The sequence below is a fragment of the Rhodovulum sp. ES.010 genome, from assembly GCF_900142935.1.
GTDB lineage: Bacteria > Pseudomonadota > Alphaproteobacteria > Rhodobacterales > Rhodobacteraceae > Rhodovulum.
In genome coordinates this window covers 1833449-1857061 of record NZ_FSRS01000001.1, presented here as the reverse complement: position 1 = coordinate 1857061, position 23613 = coordinate 1833449, and the positions used below count along the sequence as shown (strand labels likewise).

The following is a 23613-nucleotide window of genomic DNA, read 5'->3' as shown; positions in this document are numbered from 1 at the left end:
GCGACCGGAACCCGGGATCGCATCTTCGAGGCCGGGCCGATCCTTGCTGTACTTGATGTCGTAGTCGCGAACCGCGCCATCACGCGGCCAGGCAGGATGTTGTTTCTGCTCCCTTGCACCAGAAAGATTCTCCGGGCGTTAATCGTAATTATCCGGCAAGTCACTGATCTGAATTGAAACTTTTTTCGGGGTTTCGTCTGCCCAAGCCGAGTCTCGCCGCAGTACTGGCCATGCGCGGCGCCGGAGCAGCGCATACGTCAGGCGACAGCTTCGTCTGGTTGCCGGACGCGCGCATCGTCTCCACCGGCGACATCGTCTATGTCGGCCGCCTCCTCGGTGTCATGGAGTTCTCCGACAGCACGGCATGGCTCGAGGCCTTTGCCGCGATCGAAGCGCTGGAGGCCGTTCGCCTGATCCCCGGCAACGGCCCGTTGACCGTAGGCCGACACGCGCGACTACCTTGCAAACCTGCGCGCCCGGACATCCCCGCGCGGGCGGGGAACAGGCTGTTTGGTCGTCGGCCATGTTGACGAGGATCGGTTAATCCCCGCGCGGGCGGGGAACAGGGTTGGTGCGCAGCTTGGTGATCGGCACCTGGCCGCGCCGGATGCGCTGGCGGATGGTCGAGGGCGCGTGCGGCGTCCAGGGCGTGCCGTCGGGGGCCGATTCCGACTGGAAGTTCTCCTTCGTCGAATTGACGATGGCATCGCCCACCAGCTTGTAGAACCCTTCCGGGCGCTCCATCCGGTCGACCAGGGCGCGCAGCTTCTCCCGTGCCTCACGGTCCTCGAGCGTGACGGTCATCGTGACGCCGGTCATTGATAACCCCCGCTGAAACGCCTATATTCATCATGTCCGGGAACCCGAAGAGCGGTGATGCTCCTGCTAGGGACCTGGCATGGCGGTCGGATCACCCCGGCCGTCATTTTCGTTTCCAGATCAGCTTGCCGCCGCGGCGCCTGTCGATCCCCTCGACGACCGCTAGGCCCTTCCTGTCCTGCGTCGGATGGGCCGTCGTCGCCTCCCACCAACGCTGGCCGATGCTGGCCGATCTCGAATACGACATAAAGTGCCATGTCCGGATCGACACGGATGTAGCGTCGGTTCATCCCCGCGCGGGCGGGGAACAGAATGAAGATCTCGGACGGCACCGCGTAGACGCCGGTTCATCCCCGCGCGGGCGGGGAACAGTACTACCGCCGCGGAAAGATCGAGAAGCGTGACGGTTCATCCCCGCGCGGGCGGGGAACAGATCGAAACCGACCAGAGCACCGAGAGCGTGCGCGGTTCATCCCCGCGCGGGCGGGGAACAGCAGCTCGGGCTGGACCTGGACCGCGACGGCGACGGTTCATCCCCGCGCGGGCGGGGAACAGGAAGGTGTAGGGGTTGGCGGCCATCAGGGGTCCGGTTTATCCCCGCGCGGGCGGGGAACAGGGACTTGCGGGCGTATTTCCCTGCGCTCAACCCGGTTCATCCCCGCGCGGGCGGGGAACAGATCGCGGCGATCTGGTCGGCGGTCACGCCGGCCGGTTCATCCCCGCGCGGGCGGGGAACAGCCGCGTGCCCCTCGGGCCGCAATGGGGCCTAGCGGTTCATCCCCGCGCGGGCGGGGAACAGTTTTGCCGTCTCAATCCCACCGATCCCGAAGACGGTTCATCCCCGCGCGGGCGGGGAACAGCCCATCGGCCCCGGATCATCGGAAAAGTCCGCCGGTTCATCCCCGCGCGGGCGGGGAACAGAGCCTCACGGCGCCGGGGCAACTCGGTTTCAACGGTTCATCCCCGCGCGGGCGGGGAACAGAGACCGAACTGTCCCCATCCGTGGACATATAGCGGTTCATCCCCGCGCGGGCGGGGAACAGCGACCAAGCGCGTGGAAGCGCGCGAGCGCGCGCGGTTCATCCCCGCGCGGGCGGGGAACAGCACCCGCAATTCAAGTTTCGGAAGCACCGCGCCGGTTCATCCCCGCGCGGGCGGGGAACAGGACGCCCGCAGGAACACCTGCACGCGGTTGACCGGTTCATCCCCGCGCGGGCGGGGAACAGGGGTGAGCCTCCTGACCGACGGCCGCGTGGCTCGGTTCATCCCCGCGCGGGCGGGGAACAGGCCACGCTCCAGTTCCGCGACCTGCGCCGCACCGGTTCATCCCCGCGCGGGCGGGGAACAGGACAAGCACACCGTCCAGCGCATGCTGCACGTCGGTTCATCCCCGCGCGGGCGGGGAACAGCCTTCTGGCGGTCCACGCCGGGGCTTTGCGCGCGGTTCATCCCCGCGCGGGCGGGGAACAGGAGGCGCAGGTCGCCGACCCGGCGTCCGACGTCGGTTCATCCCCGCGCGGGCGGGGAACAGACCATCCAGACCGCGTGGCGCGCCGGCTGCGCCGGTTCATCCCCGCGCGGGCGGGGAACAGACAGCGCGCGCTCGACCTGCAGCGGCCCAGGCCGGTTCATCCCCGCGCGGGCGGGGAACAGAGGGCAGCCTGCCGGCAGGTCTGCGCCTGCGGCGGTTCATCCCCGCGCGGGCGGGGAACAGGCGGCCAGGAACCTGTCGGGCGTGGTCAGCGCCGGTTCATCCCCGCGCGGGCGGGGAACAGATCCGAAACCGCGTCCAGTCGGCGCGCATTTGCGGTTCATCCCCGCGCGGGCGGGGAACAGCACGGTCGCCACTGGCCCCCATAGAAGGACCGCGGTTCATCCCCGCGCGGGCGGGGAACAGAGCAGCGCCCCCTGCTGCAGCGAGCGCAGCACCGGTTCATCCCCGCGCGGGCGGGGAACAGGGGTGCATCCGGTGCAGGCGGACCACGTCGTCCGGTTCATCCCCGCGCGGGCGGGGAACAGGTCGTCGTCCACCTTGGCGCGGACCAGGTTGCCGGTTCATCCCCGCGCGGGCGGGGAACAGCGCAGGGCGTCCATCACGCGGCGGTATTGGGTCGGTTCATCCCCGCGCGGGCGGGGAACAGGCGCGATATTATCGTGTCGCGTCTGGTGGTCACGGTTCATCCCCGCGCGGGCGGGGAACAGGTTTGCTGGTTCGGTTTAAGTGATTGCGGGGCCGGTTCATCCCCGCGCGGGCGGGGAACAGCGGGACCGCGCGGGCGAACAGCCGATCCAGATCGGTTCATCCCCGCGCGGGCGGGGAACAGCCCACTGGGCTCGAACCTCCCGCGCTCTATACCGGTTCATCCCCGCGCGGGCGGGGAACAGCGGACGTAGAGTTCGGAACCCCGCCCGAAGAGCGGTTCATCCCCGCGCGGGCGGGGAACAGGGCCTCGAAGATTTTCCGGTTGTCCACATGAACGGTTCATCCCCGCGCGGGCGGGGAACAGGTTCCATAACAAACTCCATCATCGTGTCACCTCGGTTCATCCCCGCGCGGGCGGGGAACAGGGAAGGTCTCGCAGATCATGCGCCATTCTAGGCGGTTCATCCCCGCGCGGGCGGGGAACAGGACACTCTCGTCGACGAAGTGCGCGACCGCCTCGGTTCATCCCCGCGCGGGCGGGGAACAGGAAAGGTCGAGGCCGCCGAAGCACGGGAAGCCCGGTTCATCCCCGCGCGGGCGGGGAACAGTTGACACGGTTCGCTCGACAACGCCAACAGACCGGTTCATCCCCGCGCGGGCGGGGAACAGACGAGCGCGCGCTACGGCTACGACGCGAAGATCGGTTCATCCCCGCGCGGGCGGGGAACAGCTTGCCTCGGTCCTGCACTCCGTTTCACTGACCGGTTCATCCCCGCGCGGGCGGGGAACAGTCTTGCTGCAGTCCCTTGATCTACCGAAAGATTCACGATGTCAAAGAGCGTACCGAACGGTTGGCTTTTCAGTCGGCCGTCAACGCGGTTTCTCGGGAAAGAAGCTCACCAGCTTCAGCCCATCGAATTCCACCGGCATCCGACGGTTCGTACCTGCCGTGAGGAAATCGTAGCCCTGGTCGGTACGTGCCTTCCAGACCATCACAGCATCTCCATCTTCGAGCCCGGCCGTGACCTGATCCCAGATCATCTCGCGAGTGCGGGCGGAGTAGTCGCCCACATAGACGCCGGCACGGATCTCGACCAGCCAGGCGGCGAGCCGGCCACGCAACCTTGGCGGCGCATTGGAAACCACGACGACCAACATGATTCACCGGTGCCCCGGGTCGCCAGTGGGCGGCGAGGCGGGAAAGGCGGGCGACACGGCTTCGGGGGGCGGCGCGGGGCGCGGCAGGTCGCCGGCCGACAGAACCTCCTCGATGGCCGGAATGATCCGGCCCAGAAGCCCGGTGCGCCGGAACGCATCGCGGCAGGCCAGCCGCACCGCGCGGTCGGGTGCCATGTCGAGCTTTCCCTTCGCCGCCTGGCCCGCGACCCGGAACGCCTCGGGGACGACGGTCTCGAGCTTGTAGAGATCGGCGATGTCGTAGACGAAAGACAGCGGCTTGCCCGTATGGAGAAACCCGATGGCGGGGGCATATCCCGCAGCCAAGACGGCGGCCTCGGTCAGGCCGTGCAGGCACGCAGTGGCCGCCGAAAGGCAGCGATTGGGAATGTCGCCGGCCTCCCAGTCCGAAGGGTCGTAGGCGCGGCGTTTCCAGTCGACGCCGTATTGCCGGGCGAGAAGTGCATAGGATTCGCGTACCCGCACGCCTTCGATCCCGCGAAGCTGGTCGATGGAACGGCGCGAGGGGGCGGCCTCGCCGAAGCGCATGGCATACATCTTGCGCACGACCCTGAGACGCGCCGCATCGTCGAGCGCGATGGATGCCTGCCAGAGCAGGTGATCCGATCGTGCACCTCCGGGTTGGCCTGCCGAATAGAGCCGCACGCCGCCCTCGCCGACCCAGGTGATCAACGTTCCCGCCCGCGCCGCCAGCGCGACGGCCGCGTGCGATATGCGGGCGCCTGGTTCGAGCATGATCCCTGCCAGACCGCCAATCGGGATCTGGGTGCGCGTACCATCGGCATTGAGGGCGACGAAGGCGCCGTCGGCCACATCGAGCCTGGCACGCTCGACGAAGACCAGCGAGGCGCGGTCCTTCAGCGGGATCGGCCGTGGTGGCGGCAGGCCGGGAAGGGCGCCCCTGCTCATGCGGCCCGACGGATCAGCATCAGGCCGCAGCCGAACGCCTTGGCGCGGCCGAAGCCGCGGGCCAGCCGGGCGAGGAAGGCCTCGGGGTCGGTTACCTCGATACGGCCCTCGAGATCGAGGATGCCGAATTGCGGCTGACCCCTGCGCGGGCCGCGGTGATCGGGAAGGGCCACGGTCGAGTAGTCGCCGGCCGTCGCGATCACGACCTTGAACCCCGACGCCTCGCCCTGGCGGGCAAGCCAGGCCGCGCCCTCCCGCCCTGCCGCCGCCATTCGCTCGGAGGCGCGCGCCCCCTGCGGAACATCGTGCAGAGCATCCATCACGACGTCGACGCGGCGGCGACCTTCCCGCTTCGTCCGTGTCGCATTGGCGCGCAGGACGAAGTCGAGCCTCTGGCCGGGCGCCAGCGCCGGCGCAAAGTCCTTGACCTCATGCGGTTCGAACAGGTCCATCGGCTGGGGCGGCCGTTCCGACAAGGTCAGGAACGTCCCGTCCCGATCTTCACGCCACAGGAAATCGCGGCGGCGGTCCGGGCCATCTGCGAAGGCCGCCCAGAGGAGCCTGTGATGGGCCGACCGGCGCGGCCCGGCGTCGGACGGGTTCAGGAGTCCCGCGAGCGCCTGCGCCGAGGGGCTCCGCGACAGGCGGATTCGGCTGAGGTAGAGGCTCATGGCGCGCCTCCCACGGTGATCGCGACATCGCGGAGCGCGACGCGGCGCGGCGCGAAATGCCAGAGCGACCGGTCGCGGGGAACATCGTGGACCTGTTCCCGGACAGCGTCCTCCTCCGTCGCGTCGCAGATCAGCATGCGGGCCGTGGCGGGCGCGCCGAACCGGTCCACACGGCGCCAGGGCGGCAATGTAAGATGCGCCAGCGCGGCCTCGGCGCTGTCCGCCTCGATCACCTTCGCCCCCGGCGGGGCCGCCAACGGACATGACTTGCGGCCAAGATAAAGAGTGTAGCGAGGGCGCATCAGGGCCGCCGCTAGCGCCTCCAGGCCATCGCCCCAGACTGCCACACCGTAGAGCCCCCCGGACCGGTAGTCGCGCAACGTGATCGTGGTGTTGGTGCGCCCGCGCGCGGCGGCAAGAGCCTCGGGGCGAGAGTTCGGCCGCCTCGCAGCGGACGAAGGCACGGTTTCGACCGTGTGGTAGTCACGCAAGGGGGCGCCGCTGTCGAAGACGGCGACGGCCATTTCCAGAGCGTCCAGGGCGGAGAAGTCGCCGCGCCGGTCGATCCCCATGGCGGCGCCGAGCAGCCCGAGGATCGCCGAGCGCCCCGGCCAGACCAGCGAGCCCCGCCGCTCATGCCCCGCCAGTTCGCCCATCGCGCCGAGCGTGGCGGTCAGGCTGAACACCAGATAGGGCCGCATCACGCCCCCCGAACCGCATCGCCTGAAAAGCGCACGACCTCGTCCAGCGTGCCGCCGATGCCGACATGCAGAACGCAGTCGGCCTCCCAGGCCTGGCCATAGGCCGCGTCGATATCGGCGCGGGCCTTGGTCAATGCGGCCACGGAATTGTCGAGGAAAGGCGGTTTCCGGACAGGCTCGAAAAAGGCGCCCGACAGGTCGCGCGGGGCCTGCGACCCTTTCTCGGCGAGGATATAGTGGGCGCGAGGATGGTGGGCAAAGCTGTTCTGCTTGCCGCGCGGGGTGGTCTGCGCGATGGCACGCGCCAAGGCCTCGGCGCCCTTCACGGCAAGCTCCCGGTCTCCCACGAGGTTCTCGATCAGCAGGTCGGCGTTCACGCAGACATACTGGTAGTAGACGCCAGACCCGAAAGCGGTCTCGCCCAGATGACCAGCCCCGGTTTCTTCCGCCTTGTTAAGATCATCGACGGCAGAATACCAGTCTTCCTCGGCCTGCGCGGGATGGGTTGTGATGGCATGGGCCACCTGCACTGCCGCATCGCGGTTGAAGTCGGCATCATCGGCCAGCATCCGGCCGAACATGGCGATGTCCACGGCACCATCGGCCCGGCGAAGCACCTGTTTCTTAAGTTCCTTCTCCTTAGGCAGGTCCTCGCCCGCGATGATCTTGCCCACCAGGTCCTCGGCCAGACGCCACTCCTCGGGCGAGATGAAGGCCAGCGTCGTCGCCACCCGTGTCTCCTCGCCCTTCTTCGGCGCCTCAAGCTTGCCGAAGATCGCGGCGACCTGCTCGGCGGCCTCGCGGGCCGCCTTCTCCGGCGCGCCTTGCCCCACCAGCCGATGGACCAGTTCGCCATATAGCCGCTTGGTACGCGTGCCCATATTGTCCTTCAGGTCCAGTTCGAAGAACGCGCTCTCGCGCAGGGCGCGCTTGATCGACTGAGAAGACATCCGCAAGCGCGGGCTGCCGCCGACCATCGCCTGCTTCGGGCGGCCCTGGTCGTCGCGGTTCGGGTTCGAGGGGCCATAGCTGGTCAGCAGATGGAATTGCAGAAAGGTGCTCATTCGATCGTCTCCTTCAACTCGTCCTTGGGCGCATCGGCGCCGAAATAGTGAAAGCACCATCGCGGCCGGGCGGCCTCCCAGTGCAGCAGGTCATCCGCCAGCGCGGCGACGTTGCAGCGCCGGTCCGCCATGGCGATCGCGCGGCGCAGCAGCGCGGTCAGTTCATCGCCTTCTGCGCGCATCAGGCGCTGGAACCGCAGGTGGGACAGGATCGGTTCCACCCCACCCAACCGGCGCGCCAGAGGCGCGCCATCATGTTCGCGCACCTCGGCCAGAAGACCGGCAAGCCGGACGAGATCGGTGGCCCGTCCGGGCTCGATCCGCAGCGTCCGCGCCAGATCCTGAACGGCGGGCTCGCACAGCACCGCGACCGGTGCAGCCCGCCGCAGCCGCGATGCCAGCGCACGCGCCGCTGCGTTCTCGCGCGCGCCGAGATGCGTGCTCCACCAGCTGAGGGCGACGGCCCCCGGGGCCTTTCCGTCTTCGCTCATGCCGCTTTCCCCTTTTTCGATACTGGAAGCTCCATCCCGAGATGGGTGAAGATGTCCCGCCCCTGCTTGCCAAAGCCCGCGAACGCACCCGTCAGGTATTTCCGCGCCTCGACGATCAGCGCGATCCGGTCGGTTTCGCGCTGGTCGAGGCCCGGCACGGCCAGCGCATCGAACTGCCGCAAGGCCTGGGCACGCAGGTCGGCATGCCACGCACCCCGCGGGTCATCGCCGGAATTCAACTCCTGAACCCGTTTGAGAAAGCGATCCTCGGTCCCGGCAAAGAACGCCTCGCGCTCGACCTCGCGGGCCTCGCCAGCCGCCAGAACGGGTTCCAGCGCCCCGCGCAGGACGACGCCGGCCGCCTCGGCCGCAAGGATCATCCCCACCAGCCGGTCCTCGATCTCGACGGGCAGGTTCAGCAGGGGTTGAACGGACAGGGTGAAATCACGCGGCTTCATGTTGTCCATGGCCCAGCCCGCGACCATGACCGACGCCTCGCCGCCCCGCTGCCCCCAGTCGCGCAGGGACAGCGACCGTTCCGAGGTTTCGCTGCCCACCTCCTGCGCCACGACGCCGAGCCAGTTGCGATAGCCGAATCGGCCTGCACGCGGGTGTTTCGGCAGCCATTCCTCGCCCGGCTTCAGGCGGTAATGGGGGCTGAGCGGGTGTTTCCACAGCGCATAGTTCGTGCCCCAGGGTTTCTGGATCACACCGGTGATCCCCTCGTCGTCCCCGATCAGGCGCAGCCGCCGCGGCATGCCGAAGAACGCCTCGGCCCCGAAGACCTGCCCCTCGGGCGGCAGGGTCTGCTGGCCCTTGTCAGAGATGTTCGTCGGCCGCATCCAGGGGAGGTCGCCCAATTTGCCGGGCGCGCCGCAGGGGACGTTGGCCCAGACCAGCGACCACAGCCCTTCGCCCGGATCGACAAGCGTGACCAGCGGCCCGCCACCCCGCATCGAGGTGCGGTTTCCGGCGCCTCCCGCCGGGGCATGGGCTTGAAAGGCATAGAGCGTCATGGCCGCCAGCGGCAGGTCAATCCGCGGATAGCGGCCGCGGTGGACCATGAGGTCGGCATTGTTTTTCGCCGCATTCGCGCCTGCGCTGTCGATGAACAGCATATCCACAGGGTTCGCGTCGCCCACGAGTGGTTCCAGGTCCTGAAGGAACCGCGGTCCTTGGCCCAGCAGGTTGAATGCGGGCGCGAAGGGGGCGAACCGGTCCTGCAGGCGCGGCGGATCGGGGGTGATCCGGCGCTGCCATTCGCCGTTGTTTGCTGGTGGGTCGGCCAGAAAGACCAGCCCGATCAGGAGTTCATAACAGGCGATGTTCAGATCGGGACGCGCCCAGTCTGGGCGCAGGATACCCGGTTCGGCCATCTGCCAAGGCGCGATCGTTCTCCGCGCGCCATCGGCGCAGAGAACCGGAATCCAGGGGTCTTCGATCAAATTGAGGGGCATGAAAAACTCCGATCGCAAGAAACACGAGAGGGCAGCCCGTTCGCTGGAGGGGATAGTAACAACGCAGTGCGTCAGAAACTGTCATGCTCCCATTCGGCAAGTCAAGAACAGGCAAGGGCGGTGGCGCCCTTGCCTGCGCTCTCGGAGAATGCTAAGAAAAGCTGTCCAAGAGCAGGATCTCAGGGTATTTTTTGCACTGTGCCAACCTCTCTGTTTCTGGCCGCGGTAACGGCTAGGATGGGCGTTAGAGATAGCCCCAGGTCGGATTCCGGCTTGGGGCTTTTCTATTAAAGCACTGTGCGAACCGCAGGTCAATATTAATCTTCATCTTCACCTGAACACTTATTAGGTGTTCTGTTAACATCCCCACTAGAGTGGGGAACCGATCTTCGTCTTCGCCCGAACATGGGTCATCCCTGGTTACGCCAAGGATTGAAAAATCAAACCGTATTCCTCTTCATACCGCAACCCCGCACAGATCTTTCCGTCCTCGGCGACCGGGCACAGATGGTACTCGGCGCGCTTCCACTCGGGCCAATCGCGGGTGACGGCCACGATCTCGGGCGCCGACTGCTCTGGCAGCGGAAGCGCATCCAGCCGGCTGAGGCGGGCGGAGACCTCGGACAGGGGCCACGCCTCAGGCCCCGCCTCGTCCGCCCAGGCCCGCAATCCGCTCGTCTTCCGCCGGGCCAGCACCAGCACCCGCTGCGCCTCGCCCAGCCGCGTTGGATAGCGGGCGTCGTCATTGGCCTGACCGCCTGCACGATAGCCCGCGGCCAGATCGACGATGTTCTGCGCCGCATGTCCGCGCGCCGCGGCGCCCTTACCTTCGGCCGTGACCTCAGCCTCGAGTAGCGCCTCGGGAACCGGCCCCGCTTCCTCACCATGTACAGCCTCGATCAAGGCGCGCAGCCCCGAGGGTGCCTCGATCCAGCCAGCCCGGAACAGCACGTCCGCCGTGCGCCACTGATCGGCCACCGGATAGACCCAGGCGCCACGGTCAAGCGTACCGTGTAGCCAGTGGGCATTGGCAACCTGCGCCGGATCGGGCGACAGCACATGCAGGACTGGCGCGGGAACCGGGCGGGATGCGGCTGGACGCAGGGCCATGTGCCGCCACAACCGCCCGGCGCGCTGGATCAGGGCGGCCATCGGCGCGAGGTCGGACACCATGACGTCGAAATCGAGATCCAGAGAGGATTCCAGGACCTGGGTTCCGACCAGAACGAAGCCCTCGCGCCCTTGGCCCTCCTTGCCGGCGCGTGCCAGAACCTCGGCCTCGATCCGCTTGCGGTCGCTCAGCGCGAAGCGGGCATGCAGCAGATGCGCCGCGATCCCCTTTTCGCGAAGCATCACGACCGCGGCGATGGCATCGTCCACGGCGTTGCGCACCCAGACACAGGCGGCGCCCTTACCGGCCCATTCGGACAGAACCTCGACCGCTTCGTCCGGACGCGACAACTGCTCGATCCGCACCGCGCCCTTCCCGGGGCCGGTGTCCCGCCGAAGACCGGTCATTGTCGTGCCGCCCGCGACTGTCAGCGCCGGATAGGCCGGGCTGTCAGACGCACCGCCATAGATGGACAGCAGCCGCGCCCGTTGCGCCATCGGCAAGGTTGCCGTCAGCAGGATCGCCGAGCCGCCAGCCGCACGATGCATGCGAAGCAGCGCCTCGAGTTCGGCACCGATATAAGGCTCGCCCAGTTCGTGGACCTCGTCCACGATCAGGATCTTCGAAGACAGCCCAAAATGGCGCAGCGCCTGGAACTTCACCGGCAACACCGACAACAGTGCCTGGTCGATCGTGCCGACCCCGACATCGGCCAGCAAGGCGCGGCGGCGGCTCTCGGCCAGCCAGTCCGAACAGGTCGCCTCATCCTCGCCGCGCGGCCCGCCTTTCAAGATATCGCGGAAATCCACCGAAAGACCTGCCCGGCCATGCGCCAGCGTCAGGGTCGTCTGCCGATCGAACAGCCGCCCGACGGTTTCGGCCGCACGCCGAAACATCGCATCGGCCGTCGCCATCGTCGGCAGTGCGAGAAACAGCCCCCGACCCTTGCCCGCCAGCAGCATCCGCTGCGCCAGGATCAGCGCCGCCTCGGTCTTGCCCGCGCCGGTCTCGTCTTCAATGACGGCCAGCATCGGGCCGTCGGTCAAGGGAACCTCTGCACAAGAGGCCTGCATGGGTCGGAGCTTGAAATCGAACAGTCGGATGTCGCGCGCACGGCCGGACGCAAGGCCCGCCCCGGCCACGGCTGTGCGCGCCGCTTCGCGCGCCTTGGCCCGGTAATCCGGCAGGGCGGGGCACGAGGTCGGCGGCCTGAGCAAGTCCGTATTCGACCCGATCCAGTCCGCAACCGTGCAAAAGCCCGGGAGCCACCAGGAAAGGGCGATCGTTCGATCATCGGACAACCCGTCAAGAGACGCTTCCGGAAACAGGCCACAAAAAGCCATCACCGCCGCGCGGGCGTCGTCCAAGCCCGAGCCGACAGCCTCCAGCGCGAGGCGGTAATCGCGCGGCCGTCGCCCGGACCATTCAAGCCCGCCCATGTTGCGCTTTGACGGGCGCCCGTGGTGCCCGGCAACGGCTGCATAAAGCGTCTGACGGTGCCAGGGGTCGCCCCTGAGATGCGCTGCCAAAGCGGGATCCAGTTCGAGCAGGAGTGCCTCGGTCAGTTCCCAGTGTCGGAAGGATTGCGGGATATCCTCGCGCAGCATCCTCCGGAAGCTGTCACTTATCTTGCCCAGATCGTGCAAGGCAACGAGAAGGACCAGAGCCTCCCGTAACGGTCGGTCAAATCCGAAGGGCCCGATCAGGCATTCGGCGACGGCCGAAACGTCCAGCATGTGATGGACTGCCAGATGTTCCACTTGCTCAGGACCGGCGGCGCTCTTTCCCGGCCAATCTGCGAGTCCCATCGTGCTCTCCTCGTACGACACACCATACACGTTGAATACAAGCGCAGTGGCGGCTCTGGCGAAAGCAACGTCAGGAAGGGCGCTTCGTGCTTGAGCGACATGGAACGTGCAGCCTCTGGCTTGAATGAGCGCCCTGAAGGCAAGCAGGAGGATAGGCGGCGTCCGCCATCAGGGACGATCTCATCTCAGGTATAAGCACGTGCTCAGGCATATGCCTAGCGGGCCATGTAGGCATCGACATCGCCCTGCAGATCGGCACATCCTGCAGGATCAGCCCCGCGGTCCGGTCGCGCCCCTCCCGCGCCAGGGTGCTGCGGCGCGCTTCATCCGCGACGAAATCGTAGCGGGCAAGGTCGGCACCGGTCAGCGGCGCGGCCTTGGCGGCCTTGGCCAGCGTTTTCAACCGCTCCAGGCCAGAGGACCCGAGCGCCTCGGCAAGCGCCGGGATCGCGCCGTCGAATTCGCCGTACCCGTTGTCCCGCAGCGCCTCGAAGATCCGGTCGGCCAGCGCCCCCGGGTCGAGATCGAGGCGCGGGGCCAGATCGGCGATCGCGGCCATGGCATCGTCCATGACGCCGCCGATCACGCCGTTGCTGTCATCGGTGCGCTCGTGAATGTTCGGGGCAAGCTGGAGAAAGGTCCAGAGCAGGTCGAACGCCTCGCCCGGTGCGTCGGGCGCGACACGCGTGGCGATCAGATCGACCAGATCGGACAATTCCCGGGCGAAGGCCCTTTGCCTTTGCCACGAGATGAACCCGCTTGCCCGCCGGAGCTGGGCAAACCGCTTGCGGATGTCCCGGGCGACATCCATGGGCCCGGCGCGCGCGCTCAGTTCCAGCCTCAGGCGCTGCTGACGGGCGCGGTTGCCCCGTGTGACCTCCAGCAGCAGATCGGCCAGCGTCTCGGCGCCAAGGGCCGCAAGGTTCTCCTTGTTGAGCGTCTTCCTGGCCACCGTCTCCGCCCCGTATCCGTGGACGGTGATGCCGCAGGCGGAGGTGGTCATGCAAGTCCGGCGGACGGCATGAGGGCGGTCGCGGCAAGGTCCGGATGGATGAACCGTGGTTTCAGGAAGAGAAAGTTTTTCCGGCTGAATTCAATCGTTCCATATCCTCCGTATGACGGACCGGCATGAGAATGCCGTCGAGGACTGTACGATGAGCGAAGAGAAAGGAGGCAGCACGACTGGACGCTCGTGACCATTGTCGCGCATCACCGAGAACGCAGCGCGGTGCGGGGACCTGATCATTCCCCGAAGGTGGTGGAGCCCGCTTGAGCAGCGGCGACAACGTGCATCCCGGACGAAATCCCATGACGTCTGTCAAAGAAGGCTGTCCTTGGCGGTCTTCGAAGTCCCGGCCACCGACGGGAAACGACCACGAGCGCGGTGGCGCTCGTTCCATTTTCAAAGGAATTCCCGCCACCCTGACATCGGCAACCGGAAAGCCCAACATGACAGGATTGCACGGGACGGCGCCCGCCTTGGGCGACGATCCGGGATCGTCGCGCGCGCAGTGCCGCGAGAGAAGGTGCCGGGATGTTTCCTCGCCAACCCCGGCGAGCGCCTTGGGGCAGGGGGCTGCGTCGGAAGCCCAGGCAGGTGGAAGGAGTGCTCCGTCCGCATAGACCGCGCCAGGTTGCCGAAGCGCCGCGGGTCTACGCTTCGGGCGGCGTGGGGCGGGTGACCAGATAGGTACCGACCGTGGTCAGGACCACCGCCTGGAGCGCCAGGACCCAGCCTGCCATGCCCAGCATCACGCTGAGCAGGAAGGCCGCGCCCATGGAGGCAATCGCCAGTCGTTTTGACCGTGTCGAGATCGCGCGATGCTCGCGCCAGCTGGTGATGGGGCCGCCCAGATGGCGGTGATTGACGAGCCAGTCATGGAGCGCCGGTGACGACCTGGCAAAGCAGAACGCGGCGATCAGGAGAAAGCCGGTGGTTGGCAGGAGCGGGAGGAACATGCCCAGAATGCCCAGGCCGAGCGACAGAAGGCCGACAATCCCCCAGGTGACGCGGAGCACGATCATCGGTGGCCTCCAGCGCGCGGGCCCCATGGCCTGTTGCGCGCATTGGGCTGTGCCATGACAAGGTCGAGAAGCGTTGCGGCAGGCATGTCGAACCTCGGATGCGGCGCGGCAAATCATGAACCAGATAGGCATCTTTCGGGGTGCGCCAAGGCTGCCACGTAACAAGCGGTGCTGGGCCGCCGTTTTCGGCGGTGCGTCCGTGGGCGTGTCGGCCTTGGACGGCGCGTAAGGCCGCTAGCCATGCGCGACGGGCTTACGGTGTCGGCCGCCGGTTTCAGGCAGCGGGCGGCCGCGGTGTCGAGGTCCTTGTCCGTGCCGCCCGTCCATGGCCGTTCTTTCGACTCACGTTCGTTTTATCACGCCGGGCCAGCCCGGGATTTCCCGTGACCGATCAATTCGTTACATCGCCGCATGCAAAGTATGCACCTGAATCCACATAATTTTTCGGCGGTGGCGTGATCCGGGCGGCCTTTGGTCCCGTATCCCTGTCAAAACCACGCTAGACACAAGGGAACTGGAAATGGACATCATCGGCCCTCTCATGCTCGGCACGCTCGGCTTCGTGGTCGCCTTTGCCTATATCAACATGCGCCAGACCGAGGAAAAGCTTGCCGAAACCCGTCGCCGCAAGGCGCAAGCCCCGGCCAAGGCCGTCCCCGCCGAGTAACGCGACGCTGAATTCCTGTCTCCCCAGGATCGGGGCTGGGCGGTTCTCGCCCAGCCCCTTCGTTTTCGGTCCGACCGTGCAACCATCCACCGGAGTGCCCCGAGACAACCGGGGGTCTGTCCGAAGCCGCAAGCAAGGAGAGGAAACCGTGGGCAAACTTGTGTGGGGCCTTGCCGGTGTCGCCGTCGTCACCGCGGTTGCCGGCACACTTTGGGTGACCCGGTCGGTCGAAACGCCCGATTACACCCTCGACCTGTCCGATGGCACATTCGAGCTGCGCAGGTACCCCGCCCTTGTTGTCGCCAGCGTGACGCGGCCGGGTGCGCGTGATACCGCCGTGCGCGCCGCGTTCGGGCCCCTGGCGAACTACATCTTCGCCAAGGAGCGTGGCGGCGAGAAGATCGCGATGACGGCCCCGGTGACCCAGGTCGCCCCGGACGGCAAGATCGCGATGACCGCGCCGGTCACCCAGGAGCCAGCCAGGGATGGATGGACGGTGTCGTTCATCATGCCGGCGGGCCTGTCCCTCGATGATCTCCCGGCGCCAGCCGGCGACGTCCGGCTGGCCGAGATCCCGCCACGCCGCATGGCGGCGTTGCGGTTCTCCGGGCAATGGAGCGATGCGAATTTCGAGGCCGACACCACGCGCCTGATGGTGTGGATCGAAGGGCGCGGCCTGACGGCGGTCGGCCCCGTGGAATACGCCTATTACAACGATCCTTTCACACCGCCCTTCCTGCGCCGGAACGAAGTGATGGTCGAGGTCGAGGGGTAGGGTGGCGGTTGACGCAGCCGTTGCGCCGCGCAGGTCGTCTTTCCCGGGGCGCCCCCTATCTCGCTGAGCATGAAGATACCCGACGACACGCATCTTGGCCGGCTCTTGGTCCTGACCAGGGGCGCGCTGCGCCCCCCGCCCGGCGCGGCGCGGATCGTGCTGGCCTATGCCTATGGCGTGGTCTGCCACGCGATCTTTGCCGCGGCTGTGCTAGCCATGATCACCGCCATGTTCTTCGGGATGAGCGAAAGCCTGGGCCGCGTGCCACAACCCTGGGCGCTGCTGGCCAACGCGGCGCTCCTGCTTCAGTTCCCTCTGACCCATTCCCTGCTGCTGACCCGGCGCGGGCGGGGCTGGTTGGCGCGGCTGGCCCCGCGGGAGCATGGGCCGACCCTGTCGACCACGAGTTACGCGATCATTGCCTCCGCGCAACTGCTGGCCCTCTTTGCGCTTTGGACGCCCAGCGGCATCGTGTGGTGGCGGGCCGAGGGCTGGGCCTTCGGCGCGATCTGCACGGCCTATGCCGGGTCATGGCTGCTGCTGATGAGGGCCAGTTTCGATGCCGGGGCCGAGGTGCAATCGGGCGCGCTGGGCTGGATGTCGCTGGCGGCCAACCGTCGCCCCGTCTTTCCCGACATGCCGGAAACCGGCCTGTTCCGCCTGATCCGCCAGCCGATCTATGTGGCCTTCGCGCTGACGCTGTGGACCGTACCGGTCTGGACGCCGGATCTACTGGCGCTGGCCGTCAGCTACACCGCCTATTGCCTATTGGCCCCGCGCCTGAAAGAGCGCCGCTTTTCCGCCATTTACGGCGACCGGTTCCGGGCCTACCAGGCCCGCACGCCCTACGCGGTGCCGCGATTTGGAAAGAGGAGCGCGTATGCCCGACACCGCCCGCAATGACCTGACCATTTACGATGACGTGGCCGCGCAGTGGTGGTCGGATGAGGTCCGATGGGTGCGCACGCTGAAAAACATGGTGCCCGGCCGTCTGCGCTGGTTCGACCGTTTCGCGTCCTGGCAAGGCGCCGAGGTCCTCGACCTGGGCTGCGCCGGCGGCTTCATGGCCGAGGCGCTGGACGCCCGGGGGGCGCATGTGACGGGGATCGACCCCTCGGCCCCGGCGATCGCGGCGGCGCGCGCCCATGCGCAGGCCACCGGCCGCGATATCCGCTATGACACCGGCATGGGCGAGGAGTTGCCCTATCCCGATGCGCGTTTCGATATCGTGGTCTGCGTGGACGTGCTGGAACACGTGAGCGACCTGGATCGGGTGCTGGCCGAGGTGGCGCGCGTGCTGAAACCCGGCGGTATCTTCCTCTACGACACGATCAACCGCACGCCCTTGGCCCGACTGGGCGTGATCACCGTCGCCGAGGACATTCTGCGCCTGCTGCCCAAGGGGACCCACGACCCCGCGCTGTTCATCACGCCCCCCGAGCTGGAGGCGGGGCTGGTCGGCGCCGGCCTGATCCCCGGCGAAAGCAAGGGGCTGGGGCCGCGCGGGATCAACCGGCGGCTCGACCTGACCTTTGGTCCGCTGCCGGGGCGGTTCATCCTGTACATGGGGGTTGCGCGCAAGGGGCCGACAGGCTCGGCCGACCGCTGACGCATTTGGGGCGCCTCCGGGCACAGCTAAACATCAAGCATGTAAGACCTTTTTACAGCCAGCGCATTGATCGGGCTCGGCCCTGTGGTACGCTTCGGCCTGGCTGACGCGCGAACGAAACCCTGTCGGCAGAACCTGAATACTACTGGAGGCCTGGATGTCGCACCCGACGTCGCAGAGCGAGGATTTCTGCCCCGATGAGTATGAACAGGCGACGGGAAGAACGACCGAGCTCTTCTCTGTCCTTCCGCCCGAGGCCGTGCAATCGGTCGCCGAGGAAGTGCTTTCCCGGCTTGCGGCGCGGGACAGGACGCCGGGGCCCAGGCACGCCGCGCGCCCCTCGACGGACATGATCGCGGAGCTTTGCCGGTCTCTCGCATCCGCGGACCCGAACGCCGCCGCCAGGATCGCGCAGGACGCGCTTGCAGCAGGCGCCACGGTCGAGGATCTGTACCTGCACTACCTGGCCCCGGCGGCGCGAATGCTGGGGCAATGGTGGACCGAAGACGACCTCTCCTTCATGCAGGTCACCACCACAACGGCGCGCATATTCGCGATCCTGAGGGCGCTTGACGGGCATGATCGCTCAGCCGTGCCTCGCACCTGCCGCGCGGCGCTCTTCGCCGCCGTGCCCGGCGAAACCCATACGCTGGGCGTGCGTATGGCGGCCGACCTCTTCCGCCGGAAGGGTTGGGATATCACCCTGGAGCTTGGCCTGCCCCATGAGGCGCTCGTCGATCGGATCACGGCCGCAAGACCCGTCCTGATCGGCCTGTCTGCGGCCGGGGCCCATGCGGCCCCGGCGCTGGCCAGGCTGATCGTTGCGTTGCGGATGACCGTGCCCGCCCCAATCATCGCCGTGAGCGGACAGATCGTGCACGAGGCCGGGGACGTCGTGTCGGCAACCACGCCCGATGCCCTTATCACCGACATCGATGAGGCAGAGGTGATCCTCGCGCGCCTGTGGGGCGAACATATCTCGCGCCTCAGGAACGATCCCATGTCCCGCGACTGAAGAGCCGCCCACGCAGCCCTTCGCGAAGCCGGAGCGTGCGCGCCCTCTTCGGGCAGACAGGCCCTCATGTCGCAATATGGACACGGCGGAAAACTCCATGCTCGGTGAAGCCGTTCGCGACAGGTCCCTCGCGCATCGAATGCCTTGACCGATCGCAAGCGGCTATTCAATCAGGCCTGCTGCTCTATCTCGTTCGCCAGAGGAGATCGCATATGCGCAGAGCCATGACAGCCCTGGTCAGTATACTGTCCATCGCGGCGGTGCCTGTCGCTGCCCGGGAGATCGCCTTCGATCGCGGCTGGAAGGAGCAGCGGTTCTCGCTCTTTTCCGGCAATCAATATGCCCCCAAAGGGACCAGCCTCGCTGTGCGGTCTGATGGCACGGTCTCGCTTCTTTGGACAGCGCTTCCGTCGTCCCTGTGGCGGACCCGCCAGGCGTCCTGGACATGGGACGTCGAGAAATCGGTTCCTCCGACCGATCTGACCCGAAAGGGCGGCGACGACCGGAACCTGTCGCTGTATTTCGTTTTCCTGCCAGAGCAGGTGGCGCAGGACGTCCAGGGAAGCGGCGTCCGTACACTTCTCGATGACCCCAACGTCCGTGTCCTGATGTACATCTGGGGTGGCGCCCATCCGCGAGAGGAGATCCTGCCAAGCCCGTATCTGGGACCGCGCGGGCGAAGCATAATCAAGAGGATGTCGGGAACCGGGTCCGCTGCCGAGCGCGTCGACCTTGCCCGCGACCATCGTCGCGCTTTTGGTGAGGCCCCCGGAAGCCTCGTCGGGGTCGCCATCTCGTCAGACAGCGATGATACAGGCTCGCAAGTCCGCGCACGGATTGCCCAATTGCGTCTTGAGTGAGAGGGCACGTTTTTGGATCCGGCCGAGAAGCAGCATCATCCCCTCAGCGCCAGCACCGTCCCGGCGCCTCCGGGCGGCAGGAGTGCCAACAGTGGCCCGCCCTTGAACAGCGACCCGGCCATGAACATCAACGGCAGCCCAGCGAGGATGAACAGCCACCAGACCGGGCACAGCGCCGGAGCAACCGCCGCGAAAGAACGACCCGCCGCCCGCGCCATCCGCTCCGGACAAGGATCAGCGTGACCGCGGCAATCGCCGGGGCCCAGGTGGCCTTGTGAGACAGGATGTAGCTGCCCAGGATGTCCAAGGTCAGGGCGAAGGTTCCCAACACGAAGGGCAACGGCACCCATGTCGGCATGGGCTGGGCGGTTGCCTGCGGCGGAGGTTTCATATCTCGACTCTCGCGTGAGTATTCTCGCAATCAGCCCAACCGCTCGGGCCCAGGGGATCGCGTGGATTCATTCGGAGCGCTGACCCTGGGCGCGAAGGAGTAGAACATCTCCAACGCCGAAGCCTGGCCAATCCTGGCCGCGTTGCCATCACGTCGCCTAAGAAAAGTTCCCATTTTATTACAATGACTTGGGGGAAATCTCCGTGCCCCCGAGCATCTTTCTTAGGAAATTCCTTTCGCCTGCAAGAAAAGAGCTAATGTTCCGTTCAGGTCGGGTGACCTGATGACGAAGCCCACCGGCAAATGGCCGGGAAGACGTAGCAGGCAAGGAGCTGCGATCAGGCGGACGATGGGTCCGCGCTGACCACATACAGCAAGAGATATCGAAGGACCGTTGAGGCCGACCGCCCGTCCGGGTGGTCCGTGCCGAAGGGACACGCCTCCCGCGTGACCGGAGACGCCGCACAAGCGCCTGCGGTGACCGGGCGAAGTGTGCCTGACGCATGAGGCGGCCGCACCGGCAAGTCGATCCCGATCCCCCCAGTTCCAATACCACCAAGGAGACACGCGATGCCCCGTAACCCCCGCGAAATTCGCAACACCCTCGCCGCCCTGCGGAACATTCACATCGAGACCAACCAGCGCGATCTGTCGCTGAAAGATCACCTCTCCCGCCTTCTCGAGCTTGACGAGGATGGCAATTTCCTGCCGGTTCCGGTGCGCTTCACCGCCAACCTCGAAACCCGTGGTATCGCGCTGATCGAGGCGGCCGGCGGCGGGAAGACCACGGCGATCCGCCGCCTCCTTGCCAGCATCCCGAGCCTTGGGCTGGACCCCGAAACCGGCATGGCGCGCTATGTGGAGGTCACGGTTCCGAACCCGGCGACCCAGAAACGGATCGGGAAAGCCATCCTGAAGGCCGTGGGGGTTGAGGACGTGTCCGAGCGGACGCCCGCATGGGAGATGTTCCGGATTGCGCGGCACCGGATGTCGCTGTTGGGCATTGCCGTCCTCTGGATCGACGAGGCGCACGACCTCTTCCTGTCCGGGTCGGCGCGCGAGATCGACGAAATGCTCAAGACGCTGAAATCGCTCATGCAGGGTGACAGCGCCGTGATCGTCATTCTCAGCGGCACCGAGCGGCTGAAGGGGATCACGAGCTTCGACCCGCAGGTCAGCCGGCGCTTCAGCAAGATCTTCCCGCCGGACCTGCAGCAGGGCGCGGACAACGCGGACCTCGAGGATCTCATCCGGTCCTATTGCGCCGAGGCCGGCCTGGCGCCCGACCTGACGGGAGACCTGGCCGGCCGGCTGATCCATGCCAGCCGCAAACGCTTCGGCCGGGCGATCGAGACCCTCATCGACGCGATCGAGTGCGCGCTCAGGGAGGGTGGCGACAGGTTGGGGATCGAGCACTTCGCCGAAGCCTGGGGCATGAAGGAAGGCTGCCCCTGGGACGAAAATGTCTTCGTCGTTCCGGACTGGAGTTCGGTCGTGCTCGACGAGGAGGCCGCGCAATACGAAGCGGCGCGGACGGCGCGCCAGCTGAAGATCCTTGAGAAGGCGTAGGCCATGGTGATGTTGCCTGTTCTGCCAGTTCTCGAGGGCGAGAGCCTCGTCTCCTGGGTGGGGCGCGTGTCGCGCTTCCATCTGGGGGGCGGCCCCTTCCAGTTTCTCAACACCATCGAGCTCAACAGAAAGGAGGTGCTCGATGCGACGCCGGTCGCCCTGGAGCGCCTTGCCGGTCTTGCCGGTGTGCCGCAGGAGGTGCTCAGCCTGGCGGCCTATCGGCGGATCGGGACCCGGCTCTACCAGTATCGCGGCGAGGTCTTCTCGGCGGAATTCATCGGCCGGGACCGGACGACCTATTGTCCGGCCTGCCTCCTGGAGGATGATGCGCCCGGCGGCGCACGGGTCGGCCGCTTGAACTGGGGCTTCGCTCCAGTGCGGACCTGCCCGCGTCATCGGATTCCGCTGGTGCGACACAAGATCGGCTTTTACGCCGAGACGTTCCAGGACATGGCGCTGGTGGCCCCGGAGGATGCTGTTCTCACCTGGCAGGCCAAGGATGCTCCGACGAGGGCGGCATCGCCCTTGCAGCGCTATGTCGAGGCGCGGCTTGCGGGGGCGCGTGGCCCCGCCTGGCTTGACGGGCAGCAGATCGACCAGGCCAGCCGGGCCTGTGAAATGCTCGGCGTCGCGCTGCTTCACGAGGCACGCATCGACCTGCCCGGGCTGACCGAGGCGCAATGGGACGAGGCGGGGGGCGCCGGGTTCGACCATGCCGAGCGCGGTGTAGGGGGGCTGCACGAGGCTTTCGCCCTCATCCATAAGCGTTTCCGGGATGCCGGGGGCAAAGGTGGGCCGCAAGCGGTGTTCGGACGCCTCTACCAGTGGCTGCAATTCCGGAAGAACCAGAAAGACCCGGGCCCGATCGCGGATGCCTTGCGCGACTATATCCTCGACGCGATGGCGATTGCCCCGGGAACGCGGGTCTTTGACCAGGTGCTCGAGGCGCGCCGTCGCCACTCCGTCCAGAGCCTCTCGAAGGCCAGCGGCATTCATATCCGGACCCTGAACCGCGCGTTGGTGCGCACCGGCCTCTTGCCTGCGGCTGACGAGGATCAGCTGGATGGCATGGCCACCGTCGATGTCGAACTGGGCGAGGCGCTGGCCGACCGGATTCAGAATTCGATCCCGGTGAAGGACATCCCCGCCTACATCAATTGCCACCGGACCCAGGCAGAGCGGCTGGTACGGCAGGGTATCATCGTCCAGATCGCGCCGGACAGGGCGCGGGCCTCCGGGGTGCTGAGCAACGTTGCGGTTGAAGATCTCGACCGCTTGCTCGAACGGCTTCGCGCCCGGGGCCGGCAGGTGGAACGGCCCGGCGTGGGAATGATGAACATGATCGAGGCCTCCGAGGCGGCGCGCTGGCCCACCCTCGATATCATCCGGCTGGTTCTGGAAGGTGCCCTGGATCGGATCGAGCTGCTGGACGCGGGCCTCGGGTTCAAATCCGTCCTCGTCGATCCGGCCGAGGTGAAGGTCGTATTGGACCGGCGGGCGGCGCAAGAGCGCCTGGCCGTCGCCGATGTCGCCAAGGCGCTCTCGATTACGTCATCGGGCGTCCGCCACCTGGTCTCGTGCCCTGACCGCGACGGCCGGCCGTTCCTGGTGCCCGAAACGGTGAAGAATTCGAAGGGCGCGGTTCGGCACTATTTCACCCAGGCAGAGATTGACCGGTTCCGGGCAACCTACGTGACCCTGGCCGAGCTCGTGGCCAGCAGGGGGCAATCTGCGAAGGCAATCCGGAAGGCCCTCGCCGAGGCCGGGATCGCGCCGATCATGCCGCGCCCGAAACTCGAAGCCTACGTCTATCGCCGATCGGACATCTGACGCCCGGCTCCAACAGGATCCTTTTCCCTTCCAGGCCGCCCATTCGGGCGGCCTTTTTTCGTGCCGTCTTCGGAATCCTGGCGAGGGCATCCGCGAATGGGCAATAATGCCTTGGCGGGAATGGGCGACAATGACTTGGCAGAATGGGTGAATGGGTCGCCGATTTGAATCAGGATGTAATAATTTCAATCACTTACGAGGGGCCAATGGGCTTTAATCACCTGTCTCGACACTTTTTTGTCCCACCCACCGAAAACCTGCCATTTCGGGGGTTATCTGCCATTTTGACACGCGATTGCTTGCCACCGGCGCGCGCGCTTTCAAAAATATGACCTAAAAACAATCCTTTGCCGAATCATGGCTTCGGGGCGCCTTTGGGCGTCCTTCGGCTGGGCCGGGGCATTGACGGGCCGCCCCGCTCCTGCTTCCTCTCTGCCCAAGACCCGGGTCCTTTCATGAAACCACCGGCCGTCCCCAGGGCGGTCGCGCGGTGCCGTCGCG

Annotated in this window: 22 protein-coding genes and 1 CRISPR repeat array; of the genes, 9 read left to right on the top strand and 13 right to left on the bottom strand. The window is 66.7% G+C overall.

Annotated elements, in window-relative coordinates; translation table 11 throughout:
* Nucleotides 1–173 precede the first annotated feature (173 nt).
* On the top strand, nucleotides 174–530 hold the full coding sequence (locus BUR28_RS19395; protein WP_139307539.1) for an MBL fold metallo-hydrolase: 357 nt from the start codon (nucleotides 174–176) through the stop codon (nucleotides 528–530).
* A 10-nt stretch (nucleotides 531–540) separates the two neighbouring features.
* On the opposite strand, the gene BUR28_RS09100 is transcribed toward BUR28_RS19395, so the two are convergent.
* The 12 genes from BUR28_RS09100 to BUR28_RS09050 all read right to left on the bottom strand — a co-directional run bounded on the left by BUR28_RS09100 (nucleotide 541) and on the right by BUR28_RS09050 (nucleotide 14396).
* On the bottom strand, nucleotides 541–819 hold the full coding sequence (locus BUR28_RS09100; protein ID WP_074219826.1) for a phage virion morphogenesis family protein: 279 nt from the start codon (nucleotides 817–819) through the stop codon (nucleotides 541–543).
* A 103-nt stretch (nucleotides 820–922) separates the two neighbouring features.
* The gene (locus BUR28_RS20030; RefSeq protein WP_175566926.1) at nucleotides 923–1066 is read right to left on the bottom strand and encodes a hypothetical protein; all 144 of its coding nucleotides are present in this window, start codon (nucleotides 1064–1066) and stop codon (nucleotides 923–925) included.
* Nucleotides 1067–1101: 35 nt separating this feature from the next.
* Nucleotides 1102–3753: a CRISPR direct-repeat array (repeat unit 29 nt; unit sequence CGGTTCATCCCCGCGCGGGCGGGGAACAG).
* A 79-nt stretch (nucleotides 3754–3832) separates the two neighbouring features.
* A complete protein-coding gene (gene cas2e, locus BUR28_RS09095) occupies nucleotides 3833–4120 on the bottom strand; it encodes a type I-E CRISPR-associated endoribonuclease Cas2e (RefSeq protein WP_074219825.1) in 288 nt (95 codons plus the stop codon).
* 3 nt (nucleotides 4121–4123) lie between these two features.
* Nucleotides 4124–5068: a type I-E CRISPR-associated endonuclease Cas1e gene (cas1e, locus tag BUR28_RS09090; protein WP_074219824.1), complete on the bottom strand. Its 945-nt coding sequence runs from the start codon at nucleotides 5066–5068 to the stop codon at nucleotides 4124–4126.
* A complete protein-coding gene (gene cas6e / locus BUR28_RS09085) occupies nucleotides 5065–5739 on the bottom strand; it encodes a type I-E CRISPR-associated protein Cas6/Cse3/CasE (protein ID WP_074219823.1) in 675 nt (224 codons plus the stop codon). The genes cas1e and cas6e overlap by 4 nt, the downstream gene beginning before the upstream one ends.
* Nucleotides 5736–6440, bottom strand: coding sequence for a type I-E CRISPR-associated protein Cas5/CasD (cas5e, locus tag BUR28_RS09080; RefSeq protein WP_074219822.1), 705 nt, complete (start codon nucleotides 6438–6440; stop codon nucleotides 5736–5738). Before cas5e ends, cas6e begins: the two co-directional genes overlap by 4 nt.
* Nucleotides 6440–7504, bottom strand: coding sequence for a type I-E CRISPR-associated protein Cas7/Cse4/CasC (cas7e, locus tag BUR28_RS09075; RefSeq protein WP_074219821.1), 1065 nt, complete (start codon nucleotides 7502–7504; stop codon nucleotides 6440–6442). Before cas7e ends, cas5e begins: the two co-directional genes overlap by 1 nt.
* Nucleotides 7501–7995 (bottom strand): type I-E CRISPR-associated protein Cse2/CasB, encoded by a 495-nt coding sequence (gene casB, locus BUR28_RS09070; RefSeq protein WP_074219820.1) that lies wholly within the window; start codon nucleotides 7993–7995, stop codon nucleotides 7501–7503. Before casB ends, cas7e begins: the two co-directional genes overlap by 4 nt.
* On the bottom strand, nucleotides 7992–9452 hold the full coding sequence (casA, locus tag BUR28_RS09065) for a type I-E CRISPR-associated protein Cse1/CasA (RefSeq protein ID WP_074219819.1): 1461 nt from the start codon (nucleotides 9450–9452) through the stop codon (nucleotides 7992–7994). Before casA ends, casB begins: the two co-directional genes overlap by 4 nt.
* A gap of 420 nt (nucleotides 9453–9872) precedes the next feature.
* Nucleotides 9873–12371, bottom strand: a complete 2499-nt coding sequence (locus BUR28_RS09060) for a CRISPR-associated helicase/endonuclease Cas3 (protein ID WP_083626560.1) — start codon at nucleotides 12369–12371, stop codon at nucleotides 9873–9875.
* 70 nt (nucleotides 12372–12441) lie between these two features.
* Complete coding sequence (locus tag BUR28_RS09055; protein WP_074219818.1) at nucleotides 12442–13374, bottom strand: DUF6880 family protein; 933 nt, start codon at nucleotides 13372–13374, stop codon at nucleotides 12442–12444.
* 650 nt (nucleotides 13375–14024) lie between these two features.
* A complete protein-coding gene (locus tag BUR28_RS09050) occupies nucleotides 14025–14396 on the bottom strand; it encodes a YbaN family protein (protein WP_074219817.1) in 372 nt (123 codons plus the stop codon).
* Between the two features lie 520 nt (nucleotides 14397–14916).
* Between BUR28_RS09050 and BUR28_RS20025 the strand changes: the two genes are divergently transcribed.
* The 6 genes from BUR28_RS20025 (at nucleotide 14917) to BUR28_RS09025 (ending at nucleotide 19322) form a co-directional block, all read left to right on the top strand.
* Complete coding sequence (locus tag BUR28_RS20025) at nucleotides 14917–15063, top strand: hypothetical protein (protein ID WP_175566925.1); 147 nt, start codon at nucleotides 14917–14919, stop codon at nucleotides 15061–15063.
* 148 nt (nucleotides 15064–15211) lie between these two features.
* On the top strand, nucleotides 15212–15838 hold the full coding sequence (locus tag BUR28_RS09045) for an SOUL family heme-binding protein (protein ID WP_074219816.1): 627 nt from the start codon (nucleotides 15212–15214) through the stop codon (nucleotides 15836–15838).
* Nucleotides 15839–15907: 69 nt separating this feature from the next.
* A complete protein-coding gene (locus BUR28_RS09040) occupies nucleotides 15908–16741 on the top strand; it encodes a methyltransferase family protein (protein WP_074219815.1) in 834 nt (277 codons plus the stop codon).
* Nucleotides 16719–17447 carry a bifunctional 2-polyprenyl-6-hydroxyphenol methylase/3-demethylubiquinol 3-O-methyltransferase UbiG gene (gene ubiG, locus BUR28_RS09035; protein ID WP_074219814.1) on the top strand — a complete coding sequence of 243 codons (729 nt, stop codon included), beginning with the start codon at nucleotides 16719–16721 and terminating at the stop codon, nucleotides 17445–17447. Before BUR28_RS09040 ends, ubiG begins: the two co-directional genes overlap by 23 nt.
* Before the next feature lie 157 nt (nucleotides 17448–17604).
* Nucleotides 17605–18462 carry a cobalamin B12-binding domain-containing protein gene (locus BUR28_RS09030; protein WP_074219813.1) on the top strand — a complete coding sequence of 286 codons (858 nt, stop codon included), beginning with the start codon at nucleotides 17605–17607 and terminating at the stop codon, nucleotides 18460–18462.
* Between the two features lie 224 nt (nucleotides 18463–18686).
* Entirely contained in the window at nucleotides 18687–19322 is a 636-nt protein-coding gene (locus tag BUR28_RS09025; protein ID WP_254813720.1) for a DUF3047 domain-containing protein, read from the top strand.
* 35 nt (nucleotides 19323–19357) lie between these two features.
* Here the strand turns inward: BUR28_RS09025 and BUR28_RS09020 are convergent, their stop codons facing one another.
* The gene (locus BUR28_RS09020) at nucleotides 19358–19540 is read right to left on the bottom strand and encodes a hypothetical protein (RefSeq protein WP_074219811.1); all 183 of its coding nucleotides are present in this window, start codon (nucleotides 19538–19540) and stop codon (nucleotides 19358–19360) included.
* Nucleotides 19541–20283: 743 nt separating this feature from the next.
* On the opposite strand from BUR28_RS09020, the gene BUR28_RS09015 reads away from it, so the two are divergent.
* Both BUR28_RS09015 and BUR28_RS09005 read left to right on the top strand, forming a co-directional pair.
* Entirely contained in the window at nucleotides 20284–21282 is a 999-nt protein-coding gene (locus BUR28_RS09015; RefSeq protein ID WP_074219810.1) for a TniB family NTP-binding protein, read from the top strand.
* Between the two features lie 3 nt (nucleotides 21283–21285).
* Nucleotides 21286–23112 (top strand): TniQ family protein, encoded by a 1827-nt coding sequence (locus BUR28_RS09005; protein WP_083626558.1) that lies wholly within the window; start codon nucleotides 21286–21288, stop codon nucleotides 23110–23112.
* The last annotated feature ends 501 nt before the right edge of the window (nucleotides 23113–23613 follow it).

What these genes read in the sequence shown, in the direction of transcription:
- BUR28_RS09100 (WP_074219826.1), bottom strand. Translation starts at nt 819, where the DNA reads ATGACCGGCGTCACGATGACCGTCACGCTCGAGGACCGTGAGGCACGG.
- BUR28_RS20030 (WP_175566926.1), bottom strand. Translation starts at nt 1,066, where the DNA reads ATGTCGTATTCGAGATCGGCCAGCATCGGCCAGCGTTGGTGGGAGGCG.
- cas2e (WP_074219825.1), bottom strand. Translation starts at nt 4,120, where the DNA reads ATGTTGGTCGTCGTGGTTTCCAATGCGCCGCCAAGGTTGCGTGGCCGG.
- cas1e (WP_074219824.1), bottom strand. Translation starts at nt 5,068, where the DNA reads ATGAGCAGGGGCGCCCTTCCCGGCCTGCCGCCACCACGGCCGATCCCG.
- cas6e (WP_074219823.1), bottom strand. Translation starts at nt 5,739, where the DNA reads ATGAGCCTCTACCTCAGCCGAATCCGCCTGTCGCGGAGCCCCTCGGCG.
- cas5e (WP_074219822.1), bottom strand. Translation starts at nt 6,440, where the DNA reads ATGCGGCCCTATCTGGTGTTCAGCCTGACCGCCACGCTCGGCGCGATG.
- cas7e (WP_074219821.1), bottom strand. Translation starts at nt 7,504, where the DNA reads ATGAGCACCTTTCTGCAATTCCATCTGCTGACCAGCTATGGCCCCTCG.
- casB (WP_074219820.1), bottom strand. Translation starts at nt 7,995, where the DNA reads ATGAGCGAAGACGGAAAGGCCCCGGGGGCCGTCGCCCTCAGCTGGTGG.
- casA (WP_074219819.1), bottom strand. Translation starts at nt 9,452, where the DNA reads ATGCCCCTCAATTTGATCGAAGACCCCTGGATTCCGGTTCTCTGCGCC.
- BUR28_RS09060 (WP_083626560.1), bottom strand. Translation starts at nt 12,371, where the DNA reads ATGGGACTCGCAGATTGGCCGGGAAAGAGCGCCGCCGGTCCTGAGCAA.
- BUR28_RS09055 (WP_074219818.1), bottom strand. Translation starts at nt 13,374, where the DNA reads ATGACCACCTCCGCCTGCGGCATCACCGTCCACGGATACGGGGCGGAG.
- BUR28_RS09050 (WP_074219817.1), bottom strand. Translation starts at nt 14,396, where the DNA reads ATGATCGTGCTCCGCGTCACCTGGGGGATTGTCGGCCTTCTGTCGCTC.
- BUR28_RS20025 (WP_175566925.1), top strand. Translation starts at nt 14,917, where the DNA reads ATGGACATCATCGGCCCTCTCATGCTCGGCACGCTCGGCTTCGTGGTC.
- BUR28_RS09040 (WP_074219815.1), top strand. Translation starts at nt 15,908, where the DNA reads ATGAAGATACCCGACGACACGCATCTTGGCCGGCTCTTGGTCCTGACC.
- ubiG (WP_074219814.1), top strand. Translation starts at nt 16,719, where the DNA reads ATGCCCGACACCGCCCGCAATGACCTGACCATTTACGATGACGTGGCC.
- BUR28_RS09030 (WP_074219813.1), top strand. Translation starts at nt 17,605, where the DNA reads ATGTCGCACCCGACGTCGCAGAGCGAGGATTTCTGCCCCGATGAGTAT.
- BUR28_RS09025 (WP_254813720.1), top strand. Translation starts at nt 18,687, where the DNA reads ATGACAGCCCTGGTCAGTATACTGTCCATCGCGGCGGTGCCTGTCGCT.
- BUR28_RS09020 (WP_074219811.1), bottom strand. Translation starts at nt 19,540, where the DNA reads ATGGCGCGGGCGGCGGGTCGTTCTTTCGCGGCGGTTGCTCCGGCGCTG.
- BUR28_RS09015 (WP_074219810.1), top strand. Translation starts at nt 20,284, where the DNA reads ATGCCCCGTAACCCCCGCGAAATTCGCAACACCCTCGCCGCCCTGCGG.
- BUR28_RS09005 (WP_083626558.1), top strand. Translation starts at nt 21,286, where the DNA reads ATGGTGATGTTGCCTGTTCTGCCAGTTCTCGAGGGCGAGAGCCTCGTC.